The sequence below is a fragment of the Paenibacillus sp. FSL P4-0081 genome (assembly GCF_000758565.1).
Classification (GTDB): domain Bacteria; phylum Bacillota; class Bacilli; order Paenibacillales; family Paenibacillaceae; genus Paenibacillus_AQ; species Paenibacillus_AQ phytohabitans.
Map to the genome: position 1 here is coordinate 7,772,335 of NZ_CP009280.1, position 17,779 is coordinate 7,790,113.

14 protein-coding genes, 2 pseudogenes and 2 riboswitches are annotated in these 17,779 nt (G+C 51.0%); of the genes and pseudogenes, 9 read left to right on the forward strand and 7 right to left on the reverse strand.

The features are described from left to right. The first annotated feature begins 3 nt into the window (after positions 1-3). Positions 4-636 (forward strand): hypothetical protein, encoded by a 633-nt coding sequence (locus P40081_RS33170; RefSeq protein ID WP_042140179.1) that lies wholly within the window; start codon positions 4-6, stop codon positions 634-636. Positions 637-769: 133 nt separating this feature from the next. Here the strand turns inward: P40081_RS33170 and gcvH are convergent, their stop codons facing one another. Beyond that, complete coding sequence (gcvH, locus tag P40081_RS33175) at positions 770-1,162, reverse strand: glycine cleavage system protein GcvH (protein ID WP_042140180.1); 393 nt, start codon at positions 1,160-1,162, stop codon at positions 770-772. Between the two features lie 184 nt (positions 1,163-1,346). After that, positions 1,347-1,442: riboswitch (glycine riboswitch) on the forward strand. Positions 1,443-1,445: 3 nt separating this feature from the next. Then, a riboswitch (glycine riboswitch) is annotated at positions 1,446-1,545 on the forward strand. An 86-nt stretch (positions 1,546-1,631) separates the two neighbouring features. Here gcvH and gcvT point away from each other — a divergent pair. Genes gcvT through gcvPB form a run of 3 tightly spaced genes read left to right on the forward strand, consistent with a single transcriptional unit; the run spans position 1,632 to position 5,562 of the window. Beyond that, entirely contained in the window at positions 1,632-2,753 is a 1,122-nt protein-coding gene (gcvT, locus tag P40081_RS33180; RefSeq protein WP_042140181.1) for a glycine cleavage system aminomethyltransferase GcvT, read from the forward strand. Beyond that, positions 2,753-4,105: an aminomethyl-transferring glycine dehydrogenase subunit GcvPA gene (gene gcvPA / locus P40081_RS33185; RefSeq protein ID WP_042140182.1), complete on the forward strand. Its 1,353-nt coding sequence runs from the start codon at positions 2,753-2,755 to the stop codon at positions 4,103-4,105. The genes gcvT and gcvPA overlap by 1 nt, the downstream gene beginning before the upstream one ends. Continuing rightward, positions 4,102-5,562, forward strand: coding sequence for an aminomethyl-transferring glycine dehydrogenase subunit GcvPB (gene gcvPB, locus P40081_RS33190; protein WP_042140183.1), 1,461 nt, complete (start codon positions 4,102-4,104; stop codon positions 5,560-5,562). Before gcvPA ends, gcvPB begins: the two co-directional genes overlap by 4 nt. A gap of 118 nt (positions 5,563-5,680) precedes the next feature. Here gcvPB and P40081_RS33195 read toward each other — a convergent pair whose 3' ends face one another. Beyond that, positions 5,681-6,487 (reverse strand): helix-turn-helix domain-containing protein, encoded by an 807-nt coding sequence (locus P40081_RS33195; RefSeq protein WP_042140184.1) that lies wholly within the window; start codon positions 6,485-6,487, stop codon positions 5,681-5,683. A 221-nt stretch (positions 6,488-6,708) separates the two neighbouring features. Here P40081_RS33195 and P40081_RS33200 point away from each other — a divergent pair, with 221 nt between their 5' ends. The 4 genes from P40081_RS33200 to P40081_RS33215 all read left to right on the forward strand — a co-directional run bounded on the left by P40081_RS33200 (position 6,709) and on the right by P40081_RS33215 (position 9,920). Next, the gene (locus P40081_RS33200) at positions 6,709-7,059 is read left to right on the forward strand and encodes a hypothetical protein (protein WP_042140185.1); all 351 of its coding nucleotides are present in this window, start codon (positions 6,709-6,711) and stop codon (positions 7,057-7,059) included. 202 nt (positions 7,060-7,261) lie between these two features. Next, positions 7,262-8,278, forward strand: a complete 1,017-nt coding sequence (locus P40081_RS33205) for an ABC transporter ATP-binding protein (protein ID WP_042140186.1) — start codon at positions 7,262-7,264, stop codon at positions 8,276-8,278. Between the two features lie 15 nt (positions 8,279-8,293). Further along, the gene (locus tag P40081_RS33210; protein ID WP_231575239.1) at positions 8,294-9,103 is read left to right on the forward strand and encodes an ABC transporter permease; all 810 of its coding nucleotides are present in this window, start codon (positions 8,294-8,296) and stop codon (positions 9,101-9,103) included. 19 nt (positions 9,104-9,122) lie between these two features. Then, positions 9,123-9,920, forward strand: a complete 798-nt coding sequence (locus tag P40081_RS33215; RefSeq protein ID WP_042140187.1) for an ABC transporter permease — start codon at positions 9,123-9,125, stop codon at positions 9,918-9,920. Positions 9,921-10,113: 193 nt separating this feature from the next. Here P40081_RS33215 and P40081_RS33220 read toward each other — a convergent pair whose 3' ends face one another. From P40081_RS33220 to P40081_RS38065, 3 genes and pseudogenes are all read right to left on the reverse strand, one after another. Further along, on the reverse strand, positions 10,114-10,500 hold the full coding sequence (locus P40081_RS33220; protein ID WP_042140188.1) for a hypothetical protein: 387 nt from the start codon (positions 10,498-10,500) through the stop codon (positions 10,114-10,116). A gap of 761 nt (positions 10,501-11,261) precedes the next feature. After that, the gene (locus tag P40081_RS33225; protein ID WP_042140189.1) at positions 11,262-14,285 is read right to left on the reverse strand and encodes an efflux RND transporter permease subunit; all 3,024 of its coding nucleotides are present in this window, start codon (positions 14,283-14,285) and stop codon (positions 11,262-11,264) included. Between the two features lie 238 nt (positions 14,286-14,523). Further along, positions 14,524-15,037, reverse strand: a pseudogene (locus P40081_RS38065) (cation:proton antiporter); the annotation flags it as partial. 481 nt (positions 15,038-15,518) lie between these two features. Between P40081_RS38065 and P40081_RS33240 the strand changes: the two are divergent. Beyond that, positions 15,519-15,974, forward strand: coding sequence for a hypothetical protein (locus P40081_RS33240; RefSeq protein ID WP_042140192.1), 456 nt, complete (start codon positions 15,519-15,521; stop codon positions 15,972-15,974). A 134-nt stretch (positions 15,975-16,108) separates the two neighbouring features. On the opposite strand, the pseudogene P40081_RS39625 reads toward P40081_RS33240, so the two are convergent. Beyond that, a pseudogene (locus P40081_RS39625) lies at positions 16,109-16,409 on the reverse strand (IS3 family transposase); the annotation flags it as partial. Positions 16,410-16,775: 366 nt separating this feature from the next. After that, on the reverse strand, positions 16,776-17,261 hold the full coding sequence (locus P40081_RS33245; protein WP_042140193.1) for a hypothetical protein: 486 nt from the start codon (positions 17,259-17,261) through the stop codon (positions 16,776-16,778). Positions 17,262-17,779: the final 518 nt, after the last annotated feature.

The window sequence follows — 17,779 nt, forward strand, 5'->3', positions numbered from 1 at the left end:
GCTATGCAGACTACAAACGGAACGACACCGGACGCCACCCGTTTTCTCTATTTTCTGCGGCAGCTGGTTTCGCTGATCATGATTGTTTTTGCCCAGGGAATAATTACCTTTTTCATTGGTTTATTATCTGTATTTATGATGTTCTTCTCCTCCGATTACTTCTGGGGGGACCTGGCCCATGTGTATCCTCCCGATAAACTGATGTATATAGGCATTGACTTCCTTATTGCCGGCGCAGCCTTTGCCCTGCCCTGGCTCGGGGTCTGGTGGATGCTGTACGGTTTGTCCGAGGATGGACGCATCCGCTGTTTCCCTCTTCTTTTACTCTTCGCTTATCTGACATTTGTGATCCTCTTTCTGCAGATCAATCCGGTCTATAACCCGGAAGCCATGATCCCTTCCTCCGCCGGGGAATCCACCTTTCTGGTCTGTATGGGCATGTCTGCCGTGGTGCTTTTCCCGTTTTATTCGGCCGGTGTGTATTACTTCGTGCTCAAACCCAATACCCGTCCCAGAAAAAGATACCGGTTCCTATTGCTGTGCCTTATCTTTGCCGTTGCGGGTCTGGCTCTGCTCCCCGCCCTTTGGCACTTGGCTCCCCGCATTTATCCGGGGCTGCTCAGCTTTCCGGAGTGATACAGAAACGCAAAAAGACAGACCTCTCACATTAGTGACATCTAATGTAATAAGAGAAGCCTGCCGTGTTCATCTGTCCGTAAATCCAGTTCAGTCATCTATTCTAATAATCCGGGTACATAAACGGTTGAAACTATTCCCCAACCAATTCCTTATAAGCAGCCGCATCCAGTAGGCCGGAACCTGCCTCGGCAAACTCACCGTCAAGCTCCAGCTCAAAAATCCAACCGCCGCCGTATGGCTGATCATTGATCAGCTCCGGACTGGATTCGAGTGCGTCGTTGATCTTGGTTACCTTGCCGGATACCGGCGAGTACAGCTCCGACACCGTCTTAACAGACTCGATACTGCCTACGCTGTCGCCCGCGGAAATGGCTGCGCCGACTTCCGGAAACTCAACAAACACGATGTCGCCCAATAAATGCTGCGCATGATCCGTAATTCCCACACGTACTACGCGTCCTTCACCCTGCTGTGCCCATTCATGCTCTTCGCTGTATAGCAGGTTGTCCAACACTTCACTCATTTCCAAGCCGCCTCTTTTCCACATTTGGAGTTCTAAATTTAGTTATAGCCTAAGTTATGACCTTGCCTAATGTCAATATAACTGACAGGAAAATTAAATTTGTCATCTTTTTGACGTTTTTTGATTGACAGCGTGCTTGTAAACCCGGTTTAATGGAGTCAGTAGAAAAACATATGGTTTGCGAATGATGGCATAGGGAGAGACTGACCCTCAGGGGCAGCGCCGAAGGAGTAAGCCCGGGATGGGTGAATCTCTCAGGCAAAAGGACCTTTGCCGGACGCATCTCTGGAGAGCATCCACAGCCTGGACAACAGGAAACGGATCACCAACGGGGAAACCTGCGGGCATAATAGCAGGGTAACTCTCAGGTACAAAGGACAGAGCGAACGTCTATTGATGCATGTTTGATGTGCATTGATGGACTTTCGCCTGTCCTTTTTTGCATGTAAACAGACTAAGGGGTGACACGATGGAGTCTTTGAGAAGAACGCCTTTTTATGATCTCTATGCCGCTTATGCGGAGTCCAGATGCATTGATTTCGGCGGCTGGGAGCTGCCGGTGCAGTTTACTGGCATCGTTAAGGAACATGAAGCGGTCCGCCAGCAGGCCGGACTGTTCGATGTATCGCATATGGGTGAATTCATGGTTGACGGCAGCGGCGCTGAAGCCTTCCTGCAGCAGTTGACCACAAATGACGTCAGCCGCCTTGCAGACGGCGCGGCGCAGTATACCCTGATGCTCTATCCGAGCGGCGGCGTAGTAGATGATCTGCTCGTCTACCGCCTGGGCCATGAGCGCTATATGCTCGTCGTGAACGCCTCCAATATCGACAAGGACTTCCAGTGGCTGCAGGAACATCTCACCGCTGAATTCAGCGGTGTCAGCCTGAAGAACGTCTCTGATGAGACGCTGCTGCTCGCTCTGCAGGGTCCGCTGGCTGAGACGATTCTGGCCGAAGTTACCTCTGCCCCGCTCGCAGAGCTGAAGCCCTTCCACTTCATCGAACACGCCGAGGTCTGCGGCGTATCTGTACTGCTCTCCCGCACCGGCTATACCGGGGAGGACGGCTTTGAGCTGTACGCCCCGGTCCACACAGCGGCTGCACTCTGGAATGGTCTGCTGGCCGCAGGCGCGCCGCATGGCCTGACCCCTGCCGGACTGGGCGCACGCGACACGCTCCGCTTCGAAGCCAAGCTGCCGCTGTACGGCCAGGAGCTCTCGGCGGATATTACGCCGCTCGAAGCGGGTGTCCAGTTCTTCGTGAAGCTGGACAAAGCGGATTTCATCGGCCGTGATGCCTTGCTGAAGCAGAAGGAAGCCGGTCTCCCGCGCCGCCTTGTGGGGCTTGAAATGATCGACCGCGGGATTCCCCGCTCCCATTATCCTGTATATGCCGACGGTGTGAAGATCGGTGAAGTCACAACCGGTACCCAATCCCCAACGCTGAAGCGGAATCTCGGACTTGCCCTGCTGGATGCTGCCTATACTGAGATCGGCACAGAGGTGTATGTGGAGATCCGCGGCAAGCAACTGAAGGCTGCCGTGATCAAAGCCCCGTTCTACAAAAAGAGCCAAGGAGTGAAGCCGTAATGAAGCACCGCTATCTGCCTATGACGGAGCAAGACCGCGCAGAAATGATGGAGACTGTCGGGATTCAGTCCATCGATGAGCTATTCGCTGATATCCCTCAATCTGTCCGCTACCAGGGAACGATGCCGATGTCCGGCCCGCTGGACGAATATGCGCTGCTGCGCCATATGAAGGGTCTGGCTGACAAGAATGCCGACTTTGATACCCATGCCAGCTTCCTTGGCGCCGGCCTCTATGACCACCACATTCCTGTTGTCATTAACCATATTATTTCCCGTTCGGAATTCTATACTGCCTATACCCCTTATCAGCCGGAAATCAGCCAGGGCGAGCTTCAGGCAATCTTCGAATTCCAGTCCTATATCTGTGAGCTGACCGGTATGAAGGTCGCCAATGCCAGTATGTATGACGGCGCAACGGCCTTCTCCGAAGCAGCCGTGCTGGCCACAGGCGCCACGAAACGCAAAAAGCTGATTGTCTCCCGTACGGTTCATCCGGAAGCCCGCCAGGTGCTGCGTACTTCGGCCAATGCCTGGGGCCTGCAAATCGTGGAAATCGATTATAAGGACGGGGTTACCGATCTTGCCAAGCTGGCTGAGGCCATTGATGCCGATACTGCCGCCGTTCTGGTCCAGTCGCCCAACTTCTTCGGCGGCATCGAGGATCTGCGCCAGATTGAGCCGTTGATCCACGCCGTCAAGGGATTGCTCGTGGTCAGCGCGAATCCCATTGCACTCGGCGTGCTGGAAACGCCCGGCAAGCTGGGCGCCGACATCGTAGTCGGCGATGCACAGCCGCTGGGTATCGCTGCATCGCTCGGAGGACCAACCTGCGGATTCTTCGCGGTTGCCGAACCGCTGATGCGCCGCATGCCGGGCCGGATCGTCGGCCAGACCGTTGACCGTAACGGCAAGCGCGGCTTCGTCTTGACCCTGCAGGCGCGTGAGCAGCATATCCGCCGCGAGAAAGCGACGTCGAATATCTGCTCCAACCAGGCGCTGCTGGCGTTATGCGCATCCGTCTACTTGTCCGTGATGGGCAAGGAGGGCATGCGTGAGGTTGGTGAGCTTAATATCCGCAAGAGCCATTACGCCGCCGGAAGGCTGGCTGAAATTACCGGAGCGGAGCACGTCTTCACCGCCCCGTTCTTCAATGAATTTGTCCTGAAGCTCCCGGAAGGCAGCAGCGTCACTGAAGTGAACTCCAGGCTGCTGAAGGCAGGTTATCTGGGCGGCTACGATCTGGGCCGCGAGTATCCCGAGCTGGCCGGACATATGCTTGTTGCCGTGACCGAAAAAAGAAGCAAAACCGAAATTGACGAATTCGCCACTGCACTGGAGGGCTGTATATGAAACCGGAACAAACCCTGATTTTTGAATTAAGCCGTCCCGGCCGCTCGGCGTACTCATTGCCGCTATGTGATGTGCCGCAGGAAGAGAGCATCAGCTCACTGATTCCTGAGGGCTTGCTCCGCAGCGAGCCGGTAGTGCTGCCGGAAGTCTCCGAAGTGGATGTTATCCGCCACTATACTGCCCTGTCCCGGCGTAACTTCGGGGTCGATAACGGCTTCTATCCGCTCGGCTCCTGTACGATGAAATATAATCCGAAGATCAATGAGGATGTGGCCCGCTTCCCCGGCCTTGCCAAGATCCATCCGTACCAGCCGGAAGAGAGTATCCAGGGTGCACTTGAGCTGATGTATACGCTGCAAAAGGATCTCGCCGGACTGACCGGCATGGATGCCGTCTCCCTGCAGCCTGCCGCCGGTGCCCATGGCGAATGGACCGGCCTGATGATGATCCGCGCCTACCATGAGAGCCGCGGCGAGGTCCGCTCCAAGGTCATCGTGCCGGATTCCTCGCACGGTACCAACCCGGCCAGCGCCGCAGCCGCCGGACTCGACACCGTCACCATCCCTTCCAATGATAAGGGAATGGTCGACCTCGAAGCGCTGAAGGCCGCGGTCGGCAGCGACACCGCCGCGCTGATGCTCACGAACCCGAGTACTCTCGGACTGTTCGAGACGCAGATCGTCGAGATCGCCGCGATTGTCCATGAAGCCGGCGGATTGCTCTATTATGACGGAGCGAATTCCAACGCCATCATGGGCATCACCCGCCCGGGCGATATGGGCTTCGATGTGGTCCATCTCAACCTGCACAAGACGATGAGTACGCCGCACGGCGGCGGCGGTCCGGGAGCCGGACCGGTCGGCGTGAAGGCGAAGCTGATTCCGTTCCTGCCCCAGCCGTCGGTTGCGCAGAACGAAGACGGCAGCTTCTCGCTTGACTCCGGCGGGCCGCAATCTATTGGCCGCGTCAAAGCCTTTTATGGCAACTTCGGTATTCTGGTCCGCGCTTACGCCTATATCCGCACCTACGGCCCGGACGGACTGCGCGAGGTGTCCGAGAACGCTGTGCTGAATGCCAATTACATGATGCACCGTCTGGCACCTTATTTCGAAATTCCATTCCCGGGTGTCTGCAAGCATGAATTCGTCATGTCCGGCAGAAACCTCAAGCAGTACGGCGTACGTACCCTGGATGTTGCCAAACGGCTGCTGGACTTCGGCTACCATCCGCCGACTGTGTACTTCCCGCTGACCGTAGAGGAATGTATGATGATCGAGCCGACTGAAACCGAAAGCAAGGAAACGCTGGACGGCTTCATTGAGACGATGATTCAGATCGTTAAGGAAGCGCAGGAGACACCTGAGGTCGTTATTAATGCTCCGCATACCACGGAGATCAGCCGTCTGGATGAGACCCAGGCCGCGCGGAAGCCGGTCCTGAACTGCTCCTGCGGCTAAACGCGACTTGCGGCAACACGCAGGCGAATTAACTTCACCGCAAATAAATAGCCGGGCAAGCGATACGCTAGTATCACTGCCCGGCTATTCTTATGTATATATAGGCTTTGCGCGCCTTCTATGGCGTAAGCCGTTTGACGAACTGGAAGCGGTCATTCACCCGCATTTTACTGTAAATACTCTTCAGCATATTCCGAACCGTGCCTTCACTGATGCCCAGATCACTCCCGATGTGCAGCGCGCTTTTCTCAAGTAACCATAGCCGTGCTACATCCTGCTCCCGCGCTGTCAGCTTATATTCCTGTAAAGTGGCTTCCAGGCGGTATTGCTGCATCTCCGGGTTCTTCTCCATCCACTTCTCCATAATATTCTCGGCAATCTGCTGCACGAACGGAATCGCGAATTCAATCGGTTCTCCTCTATTAAAAGAAATGTCCACATATCCGAAGACGGTATCCTCATTCTGCAGCGGAGCACACACACAGTTCCAGTTCTGGAAGGCCTGGTCGGAATGTTCCACCCCCCTCACTACCCCGATGCAATTCATCTCCATGGCCAAGGATACGGCATTCATGCCCGAGCGCTGCCTGCATAAGCTAACCCCCGGACGCAGCTCCGCCTGTTCCATCTCATCCCGGGTAACCGGAGAAGAACAGACCAGCTCCAGAATGGTACCCGCCTTGTCCGTCAGGAATACAACATAAGGAATAGAGAGCAGCTGGCTTAATTTATTCATTTCACTGCGGATGGAAGATATCATGGCTCTGTGATAGATATGCTCCTTCGATTCTTCTGGAAAAGAAACCCCGGACTGCCCGCTATGTAATTCGATTTGCTCTGCGTCAAGCGGCCGGAAAGCTTCAAGCTGCTGTGCTTCCAAATCTCCGGGCACGCTCCATGCTCTCGATTGATCAAAGATTCTCACGACGATCCTCCTCCATTTTTACCATTTCCTATATAACCGATTTTAAAAGAAAGTATTATAACATACAATCACGGAATAAAAAACATTCAGCATTGGACCTGTAAATGAACCTGCAAGCGCTGTAAAATAGAAAAATCTGCAGTCAAAAATCACAAGTGAAAACGGCTATGTTGTCTTGAAATAAGGATAAGGACCGTACCGTTTGAGCAAGGAGGTTCTACATGCTTCGCATCGGCTATATCTCGGCACTCCTGAATCTGGCAACCGCTATGGTATCATTCATGCGCTTCGGCAGTAATTATGCACTGGCGATCATGATAAGCCATACACTAATGATCTTCCTGGGTTACAGGCTGCTCCGCTCCAAAAGCAATCTGGCCCTAATCCCGCTGCTCACGGTCAGCTGCTCCTTCCTGATGTACAACGTGGTCTATGTTCTATTGAAGCAGATCAACCTTGTAGACCTGTACGCTGTAGACTGGAGACTGGAAGTTCAGCTGTTGCTGCCACTATTAATAGGGTTACTCCTCAAAGCCATTCTCGAACGAAGCGGCAAATCCCGGTTAGTCTAGTTAACCAGGGTAGCCGCTTTTTTGCAGCATCATTCGCCATAATAATCTAAATAAATATATTCATTCGATGGATTATGATAGTTTTCGACATTGCCGCAGTGATATATTTATTCATACGTCTTTTACATAGATTAGGATTCAGAAATTTATATGCTGCGATAAAGCGAACGCGCTTTCAAAGTAACTTTCAGGAGGGTTAGCCTTGAGTATTATTGAAGCCAGAGGGCTGAGCAAGTCATTTATGCAGGCAGTGAAGGAGCCGGGCCTGGGGGGAGCGGTTAAGCACCTCTTCCTCCCCCGGCATATTGAGAAGGTGGCGGTTAAGCCGCTGGATTTGAGTGTAGAGGCAGGCGAGACGGTGGCCTACGTGGGCCCGAACGGTGCAGGCAAATCGACCACCATCAAGATGCTGACAGGAATCCTCATGCCCTCAGCCGGCACTGTTTCTGTAAACGGTATCAATCCGTACAAAAAAAGAATGGACAATGCCGCCCAGATTGGTGCCGTGTTCGGCCAGCGTACCCAGCTGTGGTGGGATATCCCGATTGTGGAGTCTTTCTCGCTGCTGAAGGATATTTATCAGATTCCTGGCGCCGTCTACAAGACGAATATGGAGCTGTTCACTGAAATGCTGGGAATGAGCGAGTTCATCCATCTCTCTGCCCGGAAGCTCTCCCTGGGTCAGCGGATGCGCGCCGATCTGGCCGCAGCCCTGCTGCATAACCCGCCGATTCTGTATCTGGATGAGCCGACCATTGGCCTCGACGTATCCGTGAAGCAGAAAATCCGCGAGTTCATCAAACAGATCAACCAGGAGCAGAACACTACGGTGATGCTGACCACCCATGATCTGGGGGATATTGAGGATCTGTGCAAACGGCTGATTATCATCGACCATGGGGCGATTATTTATGACGGCAGCCTGAGCGAGGTGAAGGCCCGTTTTGCCAAAAACCGTGTCATCTTCTTTCAGGTCGGATCGCCGATGCCGGAGTTGTACGCGCAGCTTGCGCAGACACCGGGAATGAAGCTTGCGCAGCAGAGCGCGCAGGAATTTTCGGTCTCTTTTGACCGGTACGAATATACCGCCAGTGAAGTGGTGGGCCGGGTGATGAGATATGGCGAAGTTGTCGACTTCCGAATGGAAGATACTAATATTGAGCAGGTCATCAAGGCCGTCTATGACGGCAAGCTGGATCTGACCGGAACCGGGGAATAAGGAGGTTTACACACGATGATGACTGCTGCCCAGTTTAAAATGTACAGAAGTATCGCGAACCGCTCCCTGCAACGGGTTTTGGCCTACCGGATTTCTTACATCATTACCTTTCTGGCGAACTCTATCAATCTGCTGGCCATTTACTTTCTGTGGCAGGGCATTTACAGCGGGCGGGAGGTGGTAGGCGGCTATACCTGGGACCAGATGAAAACCTATCTGCTGGTTACCTTCCTGGCTAACTCTGTGTTGTCCTGGTATTCGGAATCGGCCATTTCCGGCAAAATCCTTGACGGCAGCGTCGCCGTAGACCTGCTTAAGCCGATCGATTTCCAGACCGCAAGATTCGCGGAAACCTTGGGCTCGAGCCTGCTTGAAGGCGGCATGAGTACGGTCCTGCTGATCCTGTTCGCCACCTTCCTGACCGGAGTCACCTTTCCGGGTTCGCTCTCTGTCTATATCTTGTTCGCAGTCAGTCTGCTCGGTGCAATCGTGGTGAAATTCGGCGTTGTCTATCTGGCGGCACTTTTATGCTTCTGGTCCACCGGATCGATGGGCATCGTCTGGACACGGATTGCTCTGACCAATCTCCTGTCCGGAGCTTTGGTGCCCCTGGCCTTCTTCCCGGACTGGCTGGAAAAGCTGGCGCTCCTGCTGCCCTTCCAGGCCATCATCCACACGCCGTCGATGATTTTTCTGCAGCAGGCAGATACCGGGGAGAGTCTGCGGCTGATCGGTATTCAACTTTTCTGGGGGGCAGCACTCTGGATTGCCGGCAAGGCAATGTGGAACTGGGCGGTACGCCAGGTGACCATCCATGGAGGCTAAGGCAGGAGGAGGCCGCAGAATGAAAATGTCCCAAATGCTCTACCTCTACAAACGGCTGTATGTGCAGCAGCTTAAAGCGATTTTGGAATATAATAAGGACTTCTATATTTTGATGTGCTCTGCCGCCTTGACACAGATTCTGGGGTTTGTCTTCCTCTGGGTGATCTATGACCGGATTCCGGATATTAACGGCTGGAAGTTCTGGGAAGTTACGTTTATGTACGCCATGATCTTTCTGACGGAGGGCATCGGCTCTTTGTTCTTCGAAGGCACCTGGCGCCTCGGGCGGCTGGTCAACATGGGCGAGCTGGACCGTTATTTGCTGCGGCCGGTGCCCGTTGTACTTCAAGTGTTCTGCACCGGGATCGGCATCAACGGACTCGGTAATCTGCTGATTGGCGGAGTGATCGTCTGGCAGTCGCTCGTGCATAGCCCGGTTCACTGGACGCTGGGCAAAGCCGCCATCCTGATCCTGCTGTTTATTACTGCGGTTATCATCCGGGTATCGATCAACCTCGCGGGGAATTCCGCCGCCTTCTGGATCCGCAATGCGGGCAATGCCTTTCCGCTGATGGTGCATAACCTGTCCGATCTGGCCAAATATCCGATTACCCTGTTTCCGCAGGCGATCCGCATCTTTATTTCTACTGTGCTGCCCTATGCGTTCATCAGCTTTTATCCGGCAACCTATATTTTCGGCAAAAGCGGATGGTCCGGCTGGTGGCTGCTCGCCCCTGTTGCGGCAATAGGAAGCGCGGCTGCGGCTTATGGTATCTTCCGGTATGGATTGTCTAAGTATGAGAGTACGGGGAATTGAACGTCCGTTAAGTTATAAAAAGTCTAGTTTTGGAGTAGGATCAGTGGTAGTTCATTGATGGACGCTCCGCAAACGGAACGTTGTTCCAATCGCTGTTGTGTCCAGATTTTTTTGATTTTACCTTATCGGTGAAAATCCGGACACAAAGGCGACCGCTAACGCTTCTCCACAATCGTTCCGTCCGCTCCGCTGTTTAAGCGGGAATCGGTTTAACACCTTTAATCACATAAATGCCCGAAGACCGGAATACCTGAATACTGCAAAAAAGAAACCTACCTTTTAAAACTGAAAGTGTTAGCAACCAGTTCAATAGGGAGTTTTGATTATCCTCCCTATACACGATGGAGTAATCCGCCTGATAGGTCTGATCCCCTTCCACACCGTCAATGGTGGAGACATTCAGGTGCCCCCGCTCTTCCGGACCGCTGGAGATCATCAGCAGTTCGCCCAGCTCCGTCGCTGCTCTCGCCCGGATGGTCCCCTCATCATTAACGGAATCAATCAGCGCTGAACTGGCCTGTCCCTCCAGGGGGAACAGACTGATTACTTCTTCAAGTGCCGGAATTTCCACTACAGCCATTGAGAATATCCTCTCACAAATTTAAATCTTATCTTCTATGCATTAAAAAATAGTAACTACTATCTCTATACGCCTCATGCGCAATAATAGCCCCGGTTTAGTTGTTTAAATCACAGTTAGCGCTTAGATTGAGCTTAGATTGAACTTAGTTAGAACTTAAGTGGAGGTCTCGTAACGGAACCACCTGCAACTCAAGCATAATATCCGGCTGCAACTATCGTATTTCTCGAAAATCCTGCCCAAAATACAACAATTCCCTCATACAAACGGCCGTAATCCAAAATTGTTGTACAAAAGACAACAATCCCACTCATCCAGGCGCCTTAGCGGAACAATTTTTGCATTTCATACAACAATCTTCCTAAACACCCGTGTATCCTTAAGTCAAAGTTGTAATACGTACAACATTTTTGCCTACGAGTGTGAACTTGAGATTCTCAACCCTGCCAGCAACAAATCCGGTATGCAAAATGAAGGCTTCTCTGGTCTGGTTCCACCAGCGCAGGATCAGTTACTTGCTTGCCTGCGGTCTCAAGTGCGGCCTAGTTTGGAAGAAGCTGACGAAGAAGGCTCCATGACCGCCGTCCCGCAGACGGCGAAGAGCAGTGCGGACATTTCCGCACTGCTCTCATTTATGCTCTCACTACTGCTGCCAACTGCCATTGCTGTCCCAATAACTACTACTTTCCACTACTACTTTCATCAACTTCTACTTCCAGCTATTCCATCCCGTTCCCTTCTTCTTGCAGCTACTTCCCCAATCAGCTGGGCAGATCCGTTGACGCCACAGTTCCGGCTGCGGCAGGCTGCTTGCGTTCTTTGGCCGATTTGCGGAAATAGAGCAGCTCATAGATTGCCGGAACTACGATCAGAGTTAACAGGGTTGCCGCAGTCAGGCCGCCGATAACTACAATGGCCAGACTCTGCGAGACGATGCTTCCCTGCTCGGACTGCCCGAACAGGAGCGGCAGCATGGCGCAGACGGTAGCAATGGCTGTCATCAGAATCGGACGCATCCGCGTGCCGGCTGCCTCCAGAATGGCTTCGCGGACCGTCATATGCTCCTCATTATGCTTAATGCGGTCGATCAGCACGATCGCATTGGTGACCACGATGCCGATGAGCATTAATGCGCCGAACAATGCGGTGAAGTCAGGGGTCACACCCGAGATCAGCAGGGCTACGATGGCCCCGATTGCTGCGAGCGGCAGGGAGAACATGATCGCCAGGGGCGCACGCAGCGTCTTGAAGGTCAATACCATGATCAGGTATACCAGACCAATTGAGATCAATGCGGTGATGCCCAGATCACTGAAATCTCCGGCCTGATCGGCCGAGGCACCACCTGCGAACAGGGTTACTCCCTCTGGCAAGGTAATGCTGTCAGTCGCTGCTTTAATATCTGCACCGATCTCCGAGACCCTCTTCGGATCTGCCTCTGCGGTAATCCGTACATAAGGCTTGCCGTCTTTATGATACAGCATTGCCGGCTGGTCAGTGACCGTAAGCTCTGCCACCTGTGACAGCGGCTGCGGGCCGGCGGATGTCATAAGCATAATCTTCTGCAGTTCCTCCTGCGATGCAGGCTGAACCACTGGCTCCAGCACTACTGAGGCAGGGGAACCATCCAGCTCGATCTGGCCCAGCGGAACCGGATTCAGCATCGCACTAAGCTGCATGGAGATTTCCTGGGCATTCGCCACAGCCGGATCTACTTTGAACGCAAACACCGGCTTGGTATCCTCCATGTTGCTGGCTACTTTCCCTACGCCTTCGATCGTTTTCACTTTGGCAGCGACTTCCTTGGCAACCGCATTAATGGCTTGAAGATCATCGCCCACAATATCAATGTATTCATTGGTTGAGCTGGAGCCCATCATGCTGGCTGCTCCCACGGTCAATGCTGCTCCGTCATAGGAAGACTGCAAGCTGCGGATATGGTCCATGAATACCTGCGCATCTGCATCTTCCTTCATCATGACGGTATAATCCACTTGGGTCAGCGACACCACACTGCCCCATTGTGCCGAATCTGCGCTATTACCAGATTGCATAATGACGATCTCCGCCTGCGGCTGCTTCATCAGTTCAGCTTCCAGCTGCTTGCCGTTCTCCAGCACCTCTGATACCGGAACATTATTCGGATAGACCAGCTGAACGGTTACCGTGCTGGCATCTGTAGCATCGAGCGCCCCTTTGGGCATCGTGACATAGGCGCCAATGGACCCCACAAGCAGCAGCAGTCCGAGTGATAACGTAATCCACTTCCGCTGCAGATTCCACTCCAGGAAGCGGCTGAACTTGCGGGAAGGCTCATGCTCCTTCAAGGAGGAGCCCTTCAGCAGCAAGGAGCTGAGCAGCGGTACTACCGTTAAGGCAACTATAAGCGAGGTCAGCAGCGAGTAAGTGACGGTCAGGGCAAACGGCAGCAGGAAGGCTTGCAGCCCGCCGCGCAGCAGCCCCATCGGCAGGAATACTGCTACCGTGGCAATCGTAGAGGTAGTAATCGCCCGGGCGACCTCTCCAGTTGCGCTGACTACCATTTCGCGGGACAAGCGTTCTTTTTGCATCCGCCGGTAGATGTTCTCGATCACCACGATACTGTCATCGACCAGCCGTCCAACCGCAACGGCAACGCCGCCCAGCGTAACTATATTCAGCGTGATCCCGGACACCTTCAGCAGGTACAAGGTAACCGCCAGTGATAACGGAATGGAGATAGCCGTAATCAGCGTTGCCCGTACATTGCGGAGGAAGATCAGGATCACAATCGTGGCGAATAAAGCACCGAGCAGCACCTCACGCAGCATGCTGTTTACCGAGGTCACGACCATATCCGAAGTGCTGAAGATCATGGATACCTCGGCATTTTTGACGCTGGCGCTAAGCTCCTCTGCTGTACTGCGCACCTTGTCGCCCACATCCACCGCGTTGGCACTTGCTTCTTTGGTGATAATGAGGAATAGTACATCCTTGCCGTTCGAGCGGCTCACACTCTCTTGGTCCAGCTTGGGCTCGACAGCAGCAATATCTCCTAGTGTTACTCCCGCTGCCACCGGCAGCTTTTGAAGCGTATCGACGCTCTCAATGGATGAAACCACGTTCACATTGCCCGTCTGGCCGCCAATCGTCTGCTCACCCACAGATGCCGATACGCTTCGGCCCTGAAGCAATCCCATGACCTGCGCCGTGTTTACTCCCTTCGCCGCCATGGCTGCCGGATCAAGCTTCACCCGGACCTGCGGAGAAGTTTTGCCGTAGAGGGCTACGCTCGCTACACCATCAATTTTCTGCATCTCGGGAAGGATCTTGTTCTCGGCAATCTCCAGATTCTCCTTGGTGAGCCCTTCATCGAACGCTACAGTGACCTGCGACACAGGAATCATCGAGGTATTCAGCTGAATGATGAACGGGTCCATCACACCTTGCGGGAATTGCAGGGCATGAACTGCCTTCTCAACCTCCTGCGCCGCTTCTTTCATATTGGTTTTGCCGTCAAAATAAATATCCACCTTGGCATAGCCGTCAGCGGAAGTGGACATCTGCTCCGTCTTGCCTTTCACCAGTGAGGTCGCAGCCTCAATCGGCTTCGTCACTTGCGTCTCCATCGCATGCGCATCCTGGCCAGGACCCAGAACCGCAACGGTCACCTGAGGATTATCTGCCTCCGGCATGAATTCCATCGGCAGCGAGGTATAACTCATGATACCGACCACAAGCGCCATAACCACCAGAAGCCCGACTGCCCCCTTATTGCCAAACGACCATTTCGTAAGCCATGTCATTTCTTTTACCCCTTCCATTTCATCAAATGTATTGGACTCTTTATGTCTGTTCTCTTATGTATGAGCTGCAGATTCTTGCTTAAGTGTAGAAGCTTTGGGCTGATGCCAAAACGGTCCGGCGGAGGGTTTCGTTCTCGGTCTTAAGGCGGGTGGCGGCTCCTTCTAGAGGTACAACGCAAAAAAGCTGCCCTGTAGAGGACAGCCTGTTAAAGAATAACCTGGTATCGCCGCATAGCAATTAAAGCGAATTCCGTACCACTTCTTCCCGGAACATACTCTTTAGCAGCGGCGGTGTCACCAGTGTGGTAATACTTACAGCAATGATAACGCCGGTGAAATATTGCGGCAGCAGCAGCCCGCTCTCAAGCCCCGTGGCTGCAATGATCAGGACGACCTCGCCTCTGGAGATCATTCCCGTACCAATGACCAGTGATGAGCGGGTATTGAAGCCGGTAAGGCGTGCGCCGATTCCGCCGCCAAGCAGCTTAGCCAGAATAGCGACCAGTGACAGCACCACCATGAATCCAAGCTGGCTGCCGAGGCCCTCAAAGCTGACACTGAGACCGATGCTGACAAAAAAGACCGGCACATACAGCGAGTACGCAATCGGCTCTACTTTGGACTCCATCACATAACCCGGGGTACAGCCAGCCGGCGAGGACGGCAACGGCGAAGAACAGCAGTTTTTTGCCGATAAGCAGACTTAAGGAAATCTCATCGCCCGTACCGAAGGAGCACAATAAAAAAGCAAGGGAACTGTGGGCAGCGGCTTTAACTGATTCTACTAATATCCCTTTTGCTGAAAAAAGTTTTAAAAGTAACTCTTCTCTCATTTTACTAATGTCCCTAGCAACCAGGGAAGCAGTTGCCTTGTAATTTGCAATCGTCCAATCGGCTATTCCTGTCTGATCTAGTTGTTGAATAAAATCGTCGAACATTTGCTGCATTATTGAATCGCTCATTTTTTCATTTTATAGAAGATAACGAGTTTTTTGCCGTAAGGAACGGTAGAATGCGATCAAATCTTCTCTTCTTCTGTATAGAGAAGACGACGAAAGTACAGAAGTTTCAACACATAAATTATTTAATGTTTCTACCTTGGTTGTTAAGTGATATTCAAAATCTCCCTAATAGGTGAGGAGGAAAGTAAAGGGCACTTTTCTTACCTTAACTAAATGAAGTGTTTAGCCGAGAACGCCCTGCTAGGCTAAATACAAAACAGGAGGAATTTAAATGTCCGTTTATACAAATGAGTATACGCAGGTTGTTGTGATGACCAAATCTCAAGTGTCCCAAGCGCTTACTGAACAAAATGCTATTATTCAGCATGGTATCAAGGTACCAAATAGTTCTAATTTCATTTCTGCTGTGTCTGCAGTTACTTCAGTTTTGTCTCTTCTGATATTTAAGAAAACTATACCAAGTCTTGCATCTGGAATTGTCGCCGTATTTTCTTCATTGTTCCCAGATGAAAAAGCATCTGCCGAATTCATGGCAAATAAAGGACTCTCATTTCTTGCAACAGTAAACACTGCTATAAACAGTAGCGCACAATATGATCAAATTGAAGTTCAGCTTCCATTTTTAGAATACACTTATAACAATAGTGCCGATAACTGGAGATTTGTTTCGGGCTATGGGACAATTACTCGTCTTCATACACCTTCGGGTTGGATCAATGCTAACTAATAAAAGCCTTGTCTGGTATTATGAGACTGCCCCCTGTAAATGAGACTGGGATCGAAACACCTTACAAGTCTAAGCAGCCAGTCGTCGGAATTTAATCGGCGACTGGCTTTTAGCTTCGTTTGAATTCGAATTTAGTTGTAATAGATACTGTAGTCTCGAACGGTCTGTTTAACGATTGCAGGCGTTTTGCAGGTTAACCCTTCGAGATAGAATGTTTTTAGACTTTAGCGTTGGAATGAAACGATTCAATGGGAGCATTATCAGCAGGCGCTCCCTTGTGGGATATGCTCATGGTAATGCCTTTTCCTTTGACGGCCTCTTGTACCCAAAGGAGGTGTAGACACTGCCCTGGTTACTATGGAGTAACACCGTTTCCTGCTTTGGAAGTTGGTTTAACGTATCCAAAACCAAGGAAGTGTCTTGCTTATCTGCTATACTGTAAGCCACAATTTTTCCGTACTCTGAAGAGTGTTACGGACCTAACTATACTGCTTACCTACAGCTACAGGGGTGAATTTTACCTTTTCGATACCACTTCATCCATACCTTTAGTGAAGTCACATTTCGGATGCCTAACTGCTCCATGACCTCCCGCACTGTAACTCCGGTTAATTTCTTTCATCTCAATGGATTCCATCATAATTTCTACTGTAGCTAACTCATTTGCCAACGCAAAAACACCTTCAAGGTTATCTCCATATCTTACGACATGGTTTCATTCTCTTGAAGGTGTTTTGATTTGTCTCACGTTAGGGGGGTAATCCCGACCAGGCATGAAAATGACATGGGTTTTTTTAATTATCAATTTATTTTCTTTTCCATTATGGTGCTTACTAAATTATTAATATCCTCTTTGTTAATGATAGAATACCAACGGTTGATTTTTTTCTCATCGTTAAGATCAATTACAAGCAGTTCATTCCTATCTTCTGAGACATTCAGAATAATTTTTAGGGTTCCCTGAACATCTAACCATATCGAGTCAAACTGATCTGTTGAATTATGATCACTTTTTATCTTTTCCTTGACTTCCAAGTTTGAAAGTCGATTAATCATATCGCTAAGAATATCATCGTCTGTAAGTTTGATTTCGTTTTTTATGTCATTTTTAGCAAGAAAAGCAATTGTTGTTATATCCTTTTTAGGTAGAACGGTAACCACATTTCCTAAGGTTGTTTCGGAACTTAACAAAATTCGAAGAGTGTTACCATAACTTTGGAATAAGAGGAAAATAAGAATGGCAGCAAATATAATTCTTAATGTTAAATGAACCTTTCGACTACGCATAAAAATATTAGACCTCCCTTGTTTTCTGTCAATCCGGTGGAGGAAAAACCGAACCTTGAAATATTCCCTGTGATCGCACTTTGGATATCGACACCTGACGGATTGCCCTATATTGTCACGACAGTACAGTCCTGAGATTTCTCGTTCTGCCTCTTAAGAGGTTGACAACTGCTACATGCTCCTTGCAGGATCGTTGCTTTGTATGCCAAGACTTAGATGAATTTACAGCCTAAACCCACTCATTTCACAATGTTATCCTCCTCTGCAAATATATACTAAAACCATCATATCACTTTATTCCAAAAAATAAAAAATATACCGACATGAAAATCAATGGTGTTGATTTTGCATAATAAGGATTTTATATCCTTAATAAGAAAGCATTTAAGATAGGTTTCCACGCAGTGCCACCAATCTTATATACACCACCTTCACACTAAGGAAATTACCCATCACTATTTGCATACAGATAAATTCTCCACAACGATCGAACCTATTGTGGCAGTCTACAACCTTAT

Coding starts and splice junctions, on each gene's coding strand:
- P40081_RS33170 (WP_042140179.1), top strand. CDS start 4: ATGCAGACTACAAACGGAACGACACCGGACGCCACCCGTTTTCTCTAT.
- gcvH (WP_042140180.1), bottom strand. CDS start 1,162: ATGAGTGAAGTGTTGGACAACCTGCTATACAGCGAAGAGCATGAATGG.
- gcvT (WP_042140181.1), top strand. CDS start 1,632: ATGGAGTCTTTGAGAAGAACGCCTTTTTATGATCTCTATGCCGCTTAT.
- gcvPA (WP_042140182.1), top strand. CDS start 2,753: ATGAAGCACCGCTATCTGCCTATGACGGAGCAAGACCGCGCAGAAATG.
- gcvPB (WP_042140183.1), top strand. CDS start 4,102: ATGAAACCGGAACAAACCCTGATTTTTGAATTAAGCCGTCCCGGCCGC.
- P40081_RS33200 (WP_042140185.1), top strand. CDS start 6,709: ATGCTTCGCATCGGCTATATCTCGGCACTCCTGAATCTGGCAACCGCT.
- P40081_RS33210 (WP_231575239.1), top strand. CDS start 8,294: ATGATGACTGCTGCCCAGTTTAAAATGTACAGAAGTATCGCGAACCGC.
- P40081_RS33215 (WP_042140187.1), top strand. CDS start 9,123: ATGAAAATGTCCCAAATGCTCTACCTCTACAAACGGCTGTATGTGCAG.
- P40081_RS33220 (WP_042140188.1), bottom strand. CDS start 10,500: ATGGCTGTAGTGGAAATTCCGGCACTTGAAGAAGTAATCAGTCTGTTC.
- P40081_RS33225 (WP_042140189.1), bottom strand. CDS start 14,285: ATGACATGGCTTACGAAATGGTCGTTTGGCAATAAGGGGGCAGTCGGG.
- P40081_RS33240 (WP_042140192.1), top strand. CDS start 15,519: ATGTCCGTTTATACAAATGAGTATACGCAGGTTGTTGTGATGACCAAA.
- P40081_RS33245 (WP_042140193.1), bottom strand. CDS start 17,261: ATGCGTAGTCGAAAGGTTCATTTAACATTAAGAATTATATTTGCTGCC.